Below are 13613 nucleotides of genomic sequence, written 5' to 3' on the forward strand. Positions count from 1 at the left end.
GGGCTCAGGCTACGCGTCGCGCTTGTTCCAGCGGAAGGTCACGCGCGCGAGCACGAGCCCGACGACGAGCCAGACCGTCAGCGCGATCGCGACCCCCGCGATGTCCCAGACGCCGTTCTGCTCGAGTGCCGAGTAGTCCTCGGGGAGGAAGACGTACCGCATCCCCTGCGCCATCCACTTCACCGGCAGCGCGCTCGCGGCCGTCTGCAGCCATTCCGGCAGCATGTAGAACTGGAAGTACACCCCCGAGATGAACTGCACGACGAGGACGATCGGGATGACCACCGCAACGGCGCCGCGCGAGGAGCGCGGGACCGCCGACAGCGCCACGCCCAGCAGTGCCGACCCGGTGATGCCGAGGATGAAGACCCACGCGAACGTGACCCACTTCTCCGGATCGATCGGCAGCGGCACCTGCAGCACGACGGCCGCGAATCCCAGGAGGAGCGCCGCCTGTGCGATGCCCGTGGCCCCCACCTGCAGGATCTTGCCGAGGAAGTAGCTCACCGGCGACAGCGGGGTCGCGCCGAGTCGCTTCAGCACTCCCTCGGAGCGATCGACCGCGATGTCGATCGCGAGATTCTGCAACCCAGAGGCCAGCAGACCCGCGGCGAGCATCGCGGGCAGGTACATCTGCGCCACCGACACCGGTGGCAGTCCGGGCGCGGGCTGGATGTCGCCATCCGCTCCGAACGCGACGCTGAACAGCCCCAGCATGATGACCGGGAAGAGGAAGGTGAACATGACGGTGTCGCCCGAGCGGACGTACTGCGTGATCTCGAAGCGCCCCCTCCAGAGGCCCATTCCGATACGACTGCGTCCGGCGGTGCTGCGGGCCGCCGTGGGTTGGCGTGTGATGACGCTCATGATTCATGCCTCCGTGACGAGGGCGCCGACGGATGCCGGGACGCCGGTGTGTTCGGCCACAAGACCGAGGTAGATGTCTTCGAGTGACGGGCGGACGATGTCCACCGCCGACGGCTCCGCCCCCGTTCGGGCGACGAGATCAGCGACGAAGCGTCCGGGTTCGTCGGTGCGCACTTCGCGCGGGCGTCGATCTCCCGGATCGATCCAGCGCACGATCGGCGTACGGGCATCCTCGCCCCCGACGGTGTCGAGTGGCCCGATCGCGCGCAGGCGCCCCTCGACCAGGATGCCGACGCGATCGGCGAGTCGCTCGGCCTCATCGAGGTAGTGAGTGGTCAGCAGGATCGTCGTCCCTTCGGCCGAGAGCCCCCGGATCATGGTCCAGAAGTCCCGTCGCGCCTGCGGGTCGAACCCGGTCGTCGGCTCGTCGAGGAACAGCAGCTCGGGGTTTCCGACGACGCCGAGCGCGACATCGACACGACGCTGCTGGCCGCCCGAGAGCTTGTTCACCCGCATCCCGGCGTGCTCCTCCATGCCGACTGCTGCGAGGACCTCGTCGACACGGCGTGGCCTCGGGAAGAAGCCCGCGAACTGCGTGAGGAGCTCGCGGACCGTGAGGGCGGGCAGGATCCCAGTCCCCTGCAGCACGACCCCGATACGCGCCTTCCACGTCAGCCCGGCTGTCGCAGGGTCCGCGCCGAGCACCTGGACCTCGCCGCTCGTGGGGTGCCGATACCCTTCGAGGATCTCGACGGTGGTCGACTTTCCCGCGCCGTTGGGGCCGAGCAGCGCGAACGTCTCACCGCCCGGGATGTCGAACGACAGGCCGTCGACGACCGCACGGCCCGAATACTCTTTCCGCAGGTTCCGCACCCGCACCACGTTCTCGTTCATGGCTTCCACGCTTCCGCGCCGTCGGCCTCGTCAACACATCCGTTCGTCCGGTCCGGCATCCTCCATTCGGTGGACCCCACTTCCGTCGGTCGGGAGGGACGTAAGCTCTCGGCGAACTCGGGCTCCGACCCCTGCCGCGGTGCTGAGATGGTCGCATGGACGACGAAGACGCGCTCGACGCGTACTCCGCAGCGGTCGTGCGGATCGCCGAGACGCTGCTGCCGTCCGTCGCAGCGGTGTCGGTGCGGTCGGCCCGCGGCGCGGGAGCCGGCAGCGCCTCCGTGATCTCGGCCGGATCCCACCTGCTCACCAGCGCGCATGTCGTGGCCGGCGCCGACCGCGCGGAGGTCGCATTCTCCGACGGCTCGGTGCTCGCGGCTCACGTGGTCGGCAGCGATCCGCTGTCGGATCTCGCGGTGCTCCAGGCGGATGGCGCCACACCGCCACCGATCCCCTTCGGCGATGCGGCGAAGCTGCGAGTCGGTCAGCTGGTCGTCGCGCTCGGAAACCCCCTCGGCATGGCGGGCAGCGTCACCGCCGGGATCGTGTCGGCCCTGGGAAGGTCACTGCCGACGAGGGCGGGGCGGGTCGTCGACGAGGTCATCCAGACGGATGCGTCGCTGAACCCGGGCAGCAGCGGCGGAGTGCTCGCCGACAGCGCCGGCCGTCTGGTCGGCGTCAACACGGCGGTCGCGGGTGTCGGGCTGGGCCTGGCGGTGCCGATCAACGCGACGACCCGCGACATCATCGATGCGCTGATGACCCGCGGACGCGTCCGTCGCGCCTGGCTCGGCGTCGCCGGCGCGCAGATCACGCTGAGCCCCGAGCTGGCGGCACGGGTCGGGTCGCACACCGGGATGCAGGTCGCCTCCGTCGTCGACGGCAGTCCTGCGGCCAAGGCCGGAACCCGGCAGGGCGACATCGTGATCACGATCGACCACACGCCGGTCACGAGTGCGACCGGCCTGCAGCGACTGATGGTCGAGCACGCGATCGGGCGGCGCATGGAGCTGACGGTCTGGCGCAACGGCGCCCTGGTCGACATCGTCGTGGAGCCGGAGGAGCTGCGCGTCCCCTGAGGCGGGGTGAGGTCCGGGCGCGCGACTACGCTCGGATCATGGCCGATCCCGATGACCGACGACCACGAGTGTCTCCGACGCGGATCGGCATCTGGATCGTGGTCTGCGCAGTCGGCGTCTTCATGGTGATCTCCGGTCTGATCAGCGTCCTCAACGGAGGTTGACGCTCGGATCGAGCATCCGCGGTCACTCGTGCTCAGGCAGCACGGGGGTCGACCAGCCCGGATCGCGGCCGAGCTGCGCTGCCCTGGCGACCGACGCCGCGCCGAAGCGATCCCGCACCGCGTCGAGCACCGTGTCGAGCCGCGCCCCGTCCTCCCAGTCGATGGGCAGCTCCGGCTGGATGCTGTCGACGCGTCCCAATTGCGACAGGGAGATGCCGATGAGGGTGATGCCGCGCTCTTCGAGCTCCGGCTGCGCCGCGATCAGCAGCGCCCGGGCGACGGTGAGCAGCGTGGCGGTGCGATCGGTCGGGAAGCGCAGGGTGCGGGACCGGGTGGCCTTCGCGAAGTCGCCGTAGCGGAGCCGCAGCACCACGGTCCGGCACACCCGATCGCGATCGCGCAGGCGGCGGGCCAGCCGATCGATGATCTGAGTCAGGAACAGGTCGAGCTCCTCGGGCGAGCGCGGGCGGCTGCCGAGAGCGCGCTGCGATCCGATGGATCCGCGTCGGTGCGTGGTGTCGACGGGTCGCGGATCCCGGAGCCTGGCCAGTGCGTGCAGGTGCGCGCCGGTCGCCTTGCCCAGAAGCCGCTCGGCCGTGGCGGATTCGAGCTCGGCCAGCTGGCCGACGGTGCGGATGCCGAGCCGGTGCAGCTTCTCGGCTGTGACGGCCCCCACACCCCACAGGCGCTCCACCGGCAGCGGGAGGAGGAACGCCTCCTCACGCTCGGGTTCGACCACGATCAGCCCGTCGGGCTTGCTGACCGCGCTGGCGACCTTGGCAAGGAACTTCGTCCTTGCGACACCGACCGAGATCGGCAGTCCGACCTCAGCGCGGACCCGCTCCCGCAATCGCACGGCGATCTGCTCGGGCGTGCCGGCGATCCTGCGGAGACCGCCGACCTCGAGGAACGCCTCGTCGATGGAGAGACCCTCCACGAGAGGCGTCGTATCGCGGAAGATCGCGAACACGTCCCGGCTGGCCGCGGAGTACGCATCCATCCGCGCCGGCACGACGACCGCATCCGGGCACAGGTCCCGCGCCTGCCGACCGCCCATCGCGGTGCGCACGCCGCGGGCCTTCGCCTCGTAGCTGGCAGCCAGCACCACGCCGCCGCCGACGATCACCGGCCGGCCGCGAAGCGCGGGTGCGTCGCGCTGCTCGACCGAGGCGTAGAAGGCGTCGAGGTCGGCGTGCAGCACGGTCGCCTCGCCCCGCATCCCGCCCCCCGCCGATCGTCTCCTCCCGCGGATCGTCCCACCCACCGGCGACATGCACGCCTCGCACGAGGTCCGACCGTGTGCGATGCTCGTCGGATCGGCGATCCTGAGGAGGCTGGCCATGGCGGTCGTCGAGGATGTGCGTCAGCTGGGGTCCCAGCTGGAGCGGTCGTACGAGGTGTACGTGCATCGGCGGCTGAAGTTCCGCGTGGGTCAGCTCGTGTACGTGGCGTTCTCGCTCGATGGCGCCGTGATGGGTTTCGCGTTTCCGAGGGAGGAGCGCGAGGCACTGGTCGGCGGTGATGCGGTCAAGTTCCAGATGCCGGCAGACTCCGACCTGCGCTTCAACTGGGTCCACGCCCATCTCGCGGCGCTGGACGCGGCGGAGGCGCGCGAACTCGTGGTGGACGCCTGGCGGATGGTCGTGCCGAAGAAGGTCGCCCGCGCTTACGATCTCGCCAATCCGGACGGCCCGGGCTGACGCGGGAGGCGCGCGCCCGAGCGGATGCCCATGCTGCGGCTGAGGCCGTCCAGGAGCGCGTTCAGGCCGGTTTCGAACTGGACGCCGAGCATGTCCTCGCCCATCGCCGGACCATCGGCGGGCGGGTCGTCGTCGGATCGCTCACCCATGCTCGCGGAGAGGGCGGACATCTCGGGGAAGTCTCCGCTGCTCAACAGGGAGGTGCCGAAGGCGATGGCCTCGGTGACGGCCGCGGGGTTCAGCTCGGCCGCGCGTGCCCGTCCCATCGTCTCGATGGTGTGCAGCGCGCTGCCGATCACGTAGTCGTCGAGGATGCCGGTGAGGGTGATCTTCTGGGCGGTCGTGAGGGTGGTGCCGCGAAGCGCCGCGAGGGACTGCTCGTAGTGACGCATGGCGTTGGGGCCGAATTGCACGTCGTTCAGCGATGCCGGCGACCACGGGTGAGCGATGAGCGCGCTGCGACTGCGCCGGGAGATCTCCGCCGTGGCTTCGCGCCAGTCCTCGGGCAGTTCGTCCGCGGGGATCAGGACCTCTTCGAGGATGGCGTCATGCATGAGGGCGATGATGTCGGCCTTGGTGCGCACGTAGTAGTAGAGCGTCATCGTCGCGGATCCGAGCTCTGCAGCGATTCGCTTCATGGTGACCGCGTCGAAGCCCTCGGCATCCGCGATCGCCAGTGCGGTGCGGGCGATCTGCTCGCGCGTGTAGCGGGGCTTGCGACCGGACGGTTCCGGACGCAGCCAGATCAGGGAGGCTTCCTCGGGACTGGTCATTTCGTATCTCGTACGATTATATTGTTCGTACGACGTACAGAAAACGAGTACGTGATACGAAAGGAGCTTCGGCGATGACCGAGCACACAGTTCCACAGCGGTTGCACGAGGGCATGCACCGGCTTCCGGGAGTGCCCTCCCACAGCGAGGCCGGGACGCGCAATCACCGGCGAGGTCTTCCGAACCGGCCCCTGCGGGGTCGGTCGCTGAAGGGCGCGCACGGCAACCACCCTCGGGCGATGAAGGAGGCGCGCGTACTCGTCGGCTGGCAGAACGCCATCGCACGACTCTTCTCCCGCACCGACGGGTAGCCGCGCTCGGGCCGGTCGGAAGGCCCCCGCCTCAGCATCCCGCGGCGCTCCCGCACGAAGATAAGGCATCCTGCCCATGGAGGCGCGGTGCCTTAGCGGGCATTGTCACTCGGGACGACGACCTGAGGAGACACCATGTACGTCAGCGAAGGCACCTTCATCCACCTGCGGCAAGCGGCCGATGAGCAGCTGAACCGCGAGCTCGAATACCGTCGCATCGCCCACGAACGCGACGGCGGGACGCAGCCGGCGGCCAAGCGGGGCGTGCGGGACATCGTCCAGCGGTTCCGCCACGCGGAGTACAACGCGCCGAGGCAGCTCTCGCACCCGTGATGACGCTGGTCGCGGACCTGCGGCACCCCGCACTCGACTCGCGGCCGGCGGTTCCGGCTGTCGGAGGGCCGTGGGACCATGAGTACATGCGAGCCACGGTCAGCCCCTCGCTGGTCGGCCGGGACGCCGACCTCGACGCGCTCCGCGACGCCTATGCCGAGAGCATCGCGGGCTCGACCAGAGCCGTGCTCGTCGGGGGCGAAGCGGGTATCGGCAAGACACGACTGGTCGGCGAGTTCCTGAACTCGCTCCCGGCGGAGGCGATCATCCTGCGCGGGCAGTCGGTCGACTTCGATCGTGACGCTCCTCCCTACGCGCCGATCCTGTCCGCACTCCGCTCGCTCGCGCAGGAGGTGGGCGAGGAGGCGCTCTTCGACGCGTCCGGCCCGGCGGGCGACGCGCTGGCGATGCTGCTGCCCGAACTGGGCGCGGGCACCGCCGTCGGTGATGCACCGGTGCGGGGCGGCGCCGACCGGCTGTACGACGCGGTCGCCGAGGTGCTCGAGAACGTGGCCGCGATCCGGCCCGTCGTGCTCGTGATCGAAGACCTCCACTGGGTCGATCCGCAGAGTCTCGGGCTGCTGCGCTTCCTGATCAGGGTCATCGAGGATGCGCGACTGCTGATCGTGCTCACGTTCCGCAGCGACGAGCTCGGCCGGGGCAGCGCGCTGCGCGCACTGCTGCCCGAACTCGACCGCAATCGTCGCGTCGCGCGCATCGAGCTCGCCCGCCTGGACCGCCGGCAGGTGAGGGAGATGGCGACGGCGATCCTCGACAGCGCGCCGGATGAGGACGAGCTGGTGCAGGTGTACGAGCGCACGGACGGCGTGCCCTTCTTCGTCGAGGAGCTCGTCTGCTGCAGCGGCGTGCGCAGCATGGACGCCTTCCCCGACACGCTCCGCGACATCCTGCTCGCCCGGTACGAGCAACTTGCCGAGCCGACCCAGCGGATGCTGAGGCTGATCGCCGCGGGCGGCGTACGGGTGGAGCACGAGCTCCTCGTCGCCGTGTGCGACGAGTCTCCCGAAGCAATCGACATCGCAGCCAGCGAGGCGATCACCGCCAGCGTGCTGGTGGTCGACGGCACGGCGTACGCGTTCCGGCATGCGCTGGTGCGAGAGGCGATCCACGATCAGCTGCTCCCCGGGGAGCGCGTGCGATTCCACACGCGGTACGCGCAGGCGCTGGAGGCGCAGTCCGGAGCGAACGGAGCCGATGCCACGGCGATCTCGTATCACTGGATGGCCGCGCACAACGTCCGAGAGGCGTTCATCGCCTCGATCGCCGCCTTCCAGCAGGGGAGGTCTTCGTTCGCGTTCGCCACCGCCGCGACCATGGGCGAGCGCGCCATCGAGCTGTGGGACCAGGTGCCCGACGCGAGCGAACTCGCTGCTCGGACGAAGGTGGAGCTGCTCGGCGAGACCTCCTACGTGCTGCGCAACGCGGGGGAGAGCGAGCGCGCCATCGCCCTCATCGATGAGGCGATCGCGCTCTGCGATCCGAGCGATGCGGCGGCCTATGCGCTGCTGCTGCGCAACAAGGCGTCGTACCTGGCCAACATCGGTCAGATCGGGTCGATCGAGCTGCTGCGCGAGGCGCTCGTCGTGCTCGACGGACAGCCGCGGAGCGTGCTGCGCGCGAACGTGCTCGGCGAGCTGGCCGCCCGCCTCATGCTCATCGCGCGATTCGATGAGGCCATCGAGATGGCCGACGGTGCGTTCGCCGAGGCCACCGCGGTCGAGAACCGGGCACGAATGTCGGTGGCGTCGAACATCCGCGGCTTCTCACGATTGGCCGGCGGCGACATCGACGCCGGTCTCGCCGACCTCGCGCTCGCCCGCGAGTTCGCGGTCGGCAACGACTCTGCCCGCCTGCGGTATTGGGTGAACCAGTCCGACGCGCTGAACCTCCTCGGCCGCTACGAGGAGGCAGTGCGAACCGCCGAGGAGGGCGCCGAGCGGGCGAGGCAGCGTGGCGTGGAGCGCACCTCAGGCGCGGTGCTGCTGTCGAACGTGATCAGCCCGCTCTACGCCCTCGGCCAGGCGGGCCGCGCCGACGAGATGCTCGATCGCGCGCTCGAGCTGGACGCGCCCATCGGCTTCAGCGCGCCGTTGCGCCGACTCAAGGTGCAGGCGGTGCTGTGGTCGGGTGATCGCCCGCTCGCGGAGCGACTGCTGCGCGGCTGGCGCGGCTCGCTCCGGCAGCAGAGCAGGTTGGACACGCAGGCTCTGCTCGGTCTCGCCCTCGTGAGCGGGGAGCTCGCGCTCGCCCGGGGCGAGACCCGAGAGTCCTGGCAGGAGGTGAGTGTGCTGATCGACCCGGAGCATCGCGCGTTCCCGGCATACGACCTGCCGCTGGTCGCGTTCGCGGCGCGAGTGCTCGGTGCGGCCCGGGTCACCGGCGTGGCGCTTTCCGCCGCGAACGGAGACCCTCGCTCGATCGACGAACTCGAGCGTGACGTGCGGGCCGCACTCGACGCCGCGAGCATGTGGCCGACGGCACCCGCATACGCGGCGATCGTCGATGCCGAACTGGGTGGTCCGCGCGCCACGGGGACCGATCCCGCGCTCTGGCGGCGCGCGGTCGACGCGGCCGGCGACGGCGTCGCGCCTGCTCAGCTCGCACCGTATGCCGGTTTCAGGCTCGCAGAGGCGCTGGCGAACGCCGGCGATCGCGCGGGCGCCCGGACGGCCGCACAGACGGCGCGCGAAGCGGCGCATGCGATCGGCATGGGGCTCATCGTCGACAGCGTGACCGAGCTCGAGCGTCGCGTCGGCGCGGTCGGCGGTGATCACCGCGATGCGCCGGGGGATGCGGCATCCCTCGAGGCGCTTCTCACCGAGCGCGAGCGACAGGTGCTCGATCTGGTCGCGCGAGGGCTCAGCAACGGTCAGATCGCCCAGCAGCTGTTCATCAGCACCAAGACCGCCAGCGTGCACGTGTCGAACATCCTCCGCAAGACCGGCGCCACGACCCGCACCGAAGCGGCGTATCTGTCGGCCAACGCTTCGCGCTGACCGCCCCGGAAGCCGGCTCAGACGCCCCGGAAACGTCGTCTGAAACATAGGGCTGATGCCTCATGCGCACCGACCACCTCAGAGAGGAATGTCGGTGTCATCGAAGAACCCGCCATTGGAGGCCATCATGGCAATCATCCTGCTCATCGCCATCGCAGCTCTCGTGCTCGTCGCGGTCACCGCGACGCTGGTCCAGGTCGCACGTGACGGCTACCGCCAGGTGCCGACGCGACGCGAGCTGGCGCGCGTCCCGTAGCCTGCCCCGCGCGCTGAACGAGTCCGCTCGCCGTCGCGGGCGGACTCACGCGCGCTGACGCTCGGCTCTTCGCGCATTGTCGGCGACGATCCCGGCGATCTCTCCCCAGAGCGCCCCGGGAACCTCGTGACCCATCCCCGGGAAGATCCTGAGGGTCGAGCCGGGGATCGCCGCGTGCAGCTCCTCCGATGCGCGGAAGGAGATCAGCCGGTCGGCGTCCCCCGCGATGATCGCGGTCGGCACCGAGATCGTCCGTGCGGCGTCGATCGCATCGGGGAAGGCGAGCAGCGCCGCCAGCTGACGGTTCACCCCATCCTGGTCGACGCCGCGGTCCCACATCTGACCGCCGAGGTCGGCGAGCCAGGCGGTGTCCTGCGGATAGGCGGTCGACGCGCAGTTCGCCTCGCTGATCAGATAGGCCGCGATGAACTCTGCTCTCGTCGACGGCTGTGGAGCCTCGATGCGCGCCACCGCGTCGTCGACGTCCACGAAATGGCGGGTGCTCGCGGTCGTGTACAGCAGGCCGAGCGAACGCACCCGAGACGGTGCGATCGTCGCCACGAGCTGCGCGATCATGCCGCCCATCGACTGGCCGACGATGTGCGCCGACTCCAGTCCGAGGTCATCGAGCAGCGCGAGTGTGTCCCGTGCCAGGTCGACGAGCGAGTACCCGCCGGCGGGGTAGCGCTCCGACTGGCCGGTGTCGCGGTTGTCGAAGCGGACGACCCGGAACCCGCGATCGGACAGTGCCTCGCACAATCCGGTCGGCCATCCGATCCGCTGAGCGCTGAACCCCTGGATGATCACCATCGGCGGGGCATCGGGTTCGCCGAAGACGTCGAACCCGATCGCCGCCCCTCGCGCGGTGCTCATGACGGGCATGATCGTCAGCGCACCTTCTTGATGAACAGGACCACGATCCCGGAGATGACGGCGCAGATCGCACCGAAGACGTACAGCGAGGCGTAGCCGCCCAGGAAGGTGATGATCACGCCGGCGATCGCGCCGGAGAGGATCGTGGGCAGGCCCACCGCCACATTCAGGATGCCGAGGTCGCGGCCCTCCTGCAGCTTGTTGGGCAGCACGAGCGACATCACGGCGAGGTCCACCGCGAAATACGTTCCGATGAAGATGCCGAGCAGCACCGAGTAGATCACCATGCCCGTCCAGGTCGGCAGCAGGATCGGGACGAACATCGTCGCTGCGAGGCCGATCGCCGCGATGCCGACGAACAGCTTCCGGCGGTTGATCTTGTCGGCGACCCAGCCGAGCGCGGTCGCCACGACGACCCAGCCCAGCACCGTGTAGGTCAGCAGGGTCGCGACTGCCTTGCCCGGGTTCCCCTCGGGCAGCTGATCCGCTCCGATGAAGTCGCTCAGCGTGAAGAACAGGAAGCCGCTGACTGTCGCATACGAGAGGAACAGCGCGAATCGACTGACGAACGCCAGCGTGAAGTCGCGCGAGCGGAAGCCCGAGAGGAATTCGCCGACCCCGCCGCTCACACCGCGCGACCGCGACTTCTCCGGCAGGGGGAGCCCAATGCTCGAGGGCTCACGGCTGCCCAGCACGAACGCGAGCGCGGTGGCCACGAGCACGATCGCGATGATCGTGTAGCCCCACACCTGGCCGGCCTGCCCCGCGACGTTGACGCCGATGAGCACCCCGATCGGTGTGCCGAACCCGATGAGCGCCGCCGCCCAGCCGCGACGCTCCTCGGGGACCCGGTCGGGCAGCACCGCGGTCAGGGCGCCCTGGTACATGTTCGCCGTGAGCCACAGCACCGTGTAGAGCGCGCCCAGCAGGAAGATGTTCCCGGTGAACCCCATGGCCACCATGAGGAGCCCCGACGCAACGGCCGTGCCGACGATCCATGGGGTGCGCCGCCCGAACCGGGAGCGCGTGCGGTCGGACAGTGCGCCACCGAGGGGGATGCCGATCATCGAGGTGATCGCGACGAATGTCGTCAGCAGGGCGAGGTTGCCGATCTTGTTCGCAGGGTCGAGCGCTTCCACCTGTGCGGGGATGAGGATCTGCTGAACCCCCTGGTAGACGGCGATCATTCCCGCCGTGGCGGGAACGAGGAATGTGAGCAGGCGGCCGATGCGCGGTGGCTTCGATCGCGACTGCTCTGGTGCGGCTGTCTCAGCGACGGGTGCGTCGGGAATTGTCATGGCCCCTCCATTGGAACCTCGGGCTGAAATCAGCGGTGGGCTAGCGATCGTTCACTTGTAATGTCAGAACATACTGTCAACCAAACAGTTTCGCAATGGCGAGATCGAATTCCCATCCACGTCGTTCATCCACGGCACGCGCGACCGCGTGAGCGAGTATCCGGCCCAGCCGTCCGCTGAGGCCGTGGCGCGATCGCGCTGTCGTCGCCGGCTACTTCGCGACGAGCGTCGTCTCGAAGCTGTACATGTCCGGGCGGTAGCAGTGCTGCCCGTACTCGATCGCGTGCCCGGAGCTGTCGAAGGCGATCCGCTCCATCGTGAGCACGGGACCGCCCTTGTCGATGTCGAGCAGTTCGCTCTCGTCGCCGCGCGCGCGGCGGGCGCCGATCTTCTGCCGGGCGACGCGGATCGTCACGCCCCGGCCCCGCATGATCTGGTACAGCCCCTTCTCCTCGAGCTGCGCCGTCGAGATGTCGCTGAACTCCGAAGGCAGGTAGTTCTCCAGTACCGCGACCGGAGTGCCATCGGTGCTGCGCTGGCGGCGGATGAAGACCACCTGATCTCCTGGCCGGACCCCCAGTCCAGCCGCGACCGCGTCGTCGGCCGGGACGCTCTCGTGCGCGAGCACTCGTGTGCTCGGCTCGTGGTGCCCGCTCTGGAGGTCTTCGTACAGACTCGTCAGCTCGACCTGTCGTGTCACGGTGCTCTGCACGACCTGGGTTCCGATGCCCCGACGGCGGACGAGAAGGCCCTTGTCGACGACCTCCTGGATGGCCCGCCGTATCGTGGGGCGGGAAAGGCTCAGCCGGTGCGCGATGGAGATCTCATTGTCCAGGCGCGCTCCGGCAGGGATCTCGCCCGATCGGATGGCGGACTCGAGCCGGCTGGACACCTGGAAGTACAGCGGTACCGGACCGGTTCTGTCGAGGTCGAGGAAGAGCTCGTCGGGCCAGACCGTCTCATCGTTCGCCATGACATGCCCTCCACAGATGTTCCCAGATCCTATTGTCGGGACAATAGAACGCATGGGCGGGTTTGTCATCGATCATATCCATCACGATGCAATCTTGTGCTATTGATAGGACATATGAGACGGTGAGATGTGCGTATACCCGACATCGTCGCGATGGGCCGCCTCGGCGTGGACCTCTACCCGCTGCAGTCCGGCCTGGGTCTCGAGGATGTCCGGACTTTCGGCAAGTTCCTGGGCGGGAGCGCGGCCAACGTCTCAGTGGCCGCTGCACGGCATGGACGCCGGACGGCGCTGATCTCCCGGGTCGGCGACGATCCCTTCGGGAGGTATCTGCTGCAAGAACTCGAACGGCTGGGCGTGGACAGCCGACATGTCGCCACCGACCCGTTGCTCAAGACGCCCGTCACGTTCTGCGAGATCTTCCCACCCGATGATTTCCCGTTGTACTTCTACCGTGATCCGAAGGCGCCCGATCTGAACGTGGAGGCTGCGGACCTGGACCTGGATGCTGTTCGCGATGCGCGGGTGTTCTGGTTCACGGTGACGGGTCTGAGCCAGGAGCCCAGCCGAGCCGCCCACCATACGGCGCTGGAGGCGCGCGGCAGGGCGGGCTGGACGGTGATCGACCTCGACTACCGTCCGATGTTCTGGCCGGCCGCGGCGGACGCCACGGCCCAGGTCGCGCGGGTGCTCGAGCACGCCACCGTCGCGGTGGGCAACCGCGAGGAGTGCCTGGTCGCGGTCGGCGAAACAGAGCCGCTGCGTGCTGCGGATGCGCTGCTGGAACGCGGGGTGACGCTCGCCATCGTGAAGCAGGGTCCCGGGGGCGTGCTTGCGAAGACAGCCGAGGAGACGACCGTCGTCCCGCCGTACCCGATCGACGTCGTCAACGGACTCGGCGCGGGTGATGCCTTCGGCGGCGCGCTCTGCCACGGTCTGCTCGAGGGTTGGGACCTGGAGCGCATCGTGCGGTTCGCCAACGTCGCCGGTGCACTCGTGGCATCCCGGCTGGAATGCTCCACGGCCATGCCGACGACTGCAGAGGTCGACGCGATTCTCGAGAGCGGGCTGTGAC

At 69.1% G+C, this 13613-nt stretch carries 15 protein-coding genes; 8 read left to right on the forward strand and 7 right to left on the reverse strand.

From position 1 onward, the window contains the following. Positions 1–9 precede the first annotated feature (9 nt). Both BM349_RS02990 and BM349_RS02995 read right to left on the reverse strand, forming a co-directional pair. On the reverse strand, positions 10–867 hold the full coding sequence (locus tag BM349_RS02990) for an ABC transporter permease (protein ID WP_091702595.1): 858 nt from the start codon (positions 865–867) through the stop codon (positions 10–12). Positions 868–870: 3 nt separating this feature from the next. After that, complete coding sequence (locus tag BM349_RS02995) at positions 871–1761, reverse strand: ABC transporter ATP-binding protein (protein WP_091702600.1); 891 nt, start codon at positions 1759–1761, stop codon at positions 871–873. Positions 1762–1916: 155 nt separating this feature from the next. On the opposite strand from BM349_RS02995, the gene BM349_RS03000 reads away from it, so the two are divergent. After that, complete coding sequence (locus BM349_RS03000; protein ID WP_091702604.1) at positions 1917–2840, forward strand: S1C family serine protease; 924 nt, start codon at positions 1917–1919, stop codon at positions 2838–2840. A 38-nt stretch (positions 2841–2878) separates the two neighbouring features. Next, positions 2879–3004 carry a hypothetical protein gene (locus BM349_RS19010; RefSeq protein WP_302848244.1) on the forward strand — a complete coding sequence of 42 codons (126 nt, stop codon included), beginning with the start codon at positions 2879–2881 and terminating at the stop codon, positions 3002–3004. A gap of 22 nt (positions 3005–3026) precedes the next feature. On the opposite strand, the gene dinB is transcribed toward BM349_RS19010, so the two are convergent. After that, a complete protein-coding gene (dinB, locus tag BM349_RS03005; protein ID WP_091702608.1) occupies positions 3027–4223 on the reverse strand; it encodes a DNA polymerase IV in 1197 nt (398 codons plus the stop codon). 121 nt (positions 4224–4344) lie between these two features. On the opposite strand from dinB, the gene BM349_RS03010 reads away from it, so the two are divergent. After that, positions 4345–4704: an MmcQ/YjbR family DNA-binding protein gene (locus BM349_RS03010; RefSeq protein ID WP_091704826.1), complete on the forward strand. Its 360-nt coding sequence runs from the start codon at positions 4345–4347 to the stop codon at positions 4702–4704. On the opposite strand, the gene BM349_RS03015 is transcribed toward BM349_RS03010, so the two are convergent. Continuing rightward, the gene (locus BM349_RS03015; RefSeq protein ID WP_091702611.1) at positions 4671–5477 is read right to left on the reverse strand and encodes a TetR/AcrR family transcriptional regulator; all 807 of its coding nucleotides are present in this window, start codon (positions 5475–5477) and stop codon (positions 4671–4673) included. The genes BM349_RS03010 and BM349_RS03015 overlap by 34 nt on opposite strands. A 74-nt stretch (positions 5478–5551) precedes the next feature. On the opposite strand from BM349_RS03015, the gene BM349_RS03020 reads away from it, so the two are divergent. From BM349_RS03020 to BM349_RS19015, 4 genes are all read left to right on the forward strand, one after another. After that, positions 5552–5788 carry a hypothetical protein gene (locus tag BM349_RS03020; protein WP_139230867.1) on the forward strand — a complete coding sequence of 79 codons (237 nt, stop codon included), beginning with the start codon at positions 5552–5554 and terminating at the stop codon, positions 5786–5788. Between the two features lie 135 nt (positions 5789–5923). After that, positions 5924–6121: a hypothetical protein gene (locus BM349_RS03025; protein WP_091702619.1), complete on the forward strand. Its 198-nt coding sequence runs from the start codon at positions 5924–5926 to the stop codon at positions 6119–6121. 86 nt (positions 6122–6207) lie between these two features. Continuing rightward, positions 6208–9138, forward strand: coding sequence for a helix-turn-helix transcriptional regulator (locus BM349_RS03030; protein WP_091704830.1), 2931 nt, complete (start codon positions 6208–6210; stop codon positions 9136–9138). A gap of 127 nt (positions 9139–9265) precedes the next feature. After that, positions 9266–9394 carry a hypothetical protein gene (locus BM349_RS19015; protein WP_302848245.1) on the forward strand — a complete coding sequence of 43 codons (129 nt, stop codon included), beginning with the start codon at positions 9266–9268 and terminating at the stop codon, positions 9392–9394. A 45-nt stretch (positions 9395–9439) separates the two neighbouring features. Here the strand turns inward: BM349_RS19015 and BM349_RS03035 are convergent, their stop codons facing one another. The 3 genes from BM349_RS03035 to BM349_RS03045 form a co-directional block, all read right to left on the reverse strand. Next, positions 9440–10267: an alpha/beta fold hydrolase gene (locus tag BM349_RS03035; RefSeq protein ID WP_175525174.1), complete on the reverse strand. Its 828-nt coding sequence runs from the start codon at positions 10265–10267 to the stop codon at positions 9440–9442. A gap of 14 nt (positions 10268–10281) precedes the next feature. Further along, positions 10282–11565: an MFS transporter gene (locus BM349_RS03040; RefSeq protein ID WP_091702626.1), complete on the reverse strand. Its 1284-nt coding sequence runs from the start codon at positions 11563–11565 to the stop codon at positions 10282–10284. A 211-nt stretch (positions 11566–11776) separates the two neighbouring features. Next, a complete protein-coding gene (locus tag BM349_RS03045; RefSeq protein ID WP_091702630.1) occupies positions 11777–12538 on the reverse strand; it encodes a GntR family transcriptional regulator in 762 nt (253 codons plus the stop codon). Between the two features lie 153 nt (positions 12539–12691). On the opposite strand from BM349_RS03045, the gene iolC reads away from it, so the two are divergent. Then, positions 12692–13612, forward strand: coding sequence for a 5-dehydro-2-deoxygluconokinase (iolC, locus tag BM349_RS03050; RefSeq protein WP_091702635.1), 921 nt, complete (start codon positions 12692–12694; stop codon positions 13610–13612). Position 13613 lies beyond the last annotated feature (1 nt).

The sequence above is a fragment of the Microbacterium sp. cf046 genome, assembly GCF_900114345.1.
GTDB lineage: Bacteria > Actinomycetota > Actinomycetes > Actinomycetales > Microbacteriaceae > Microbacterium.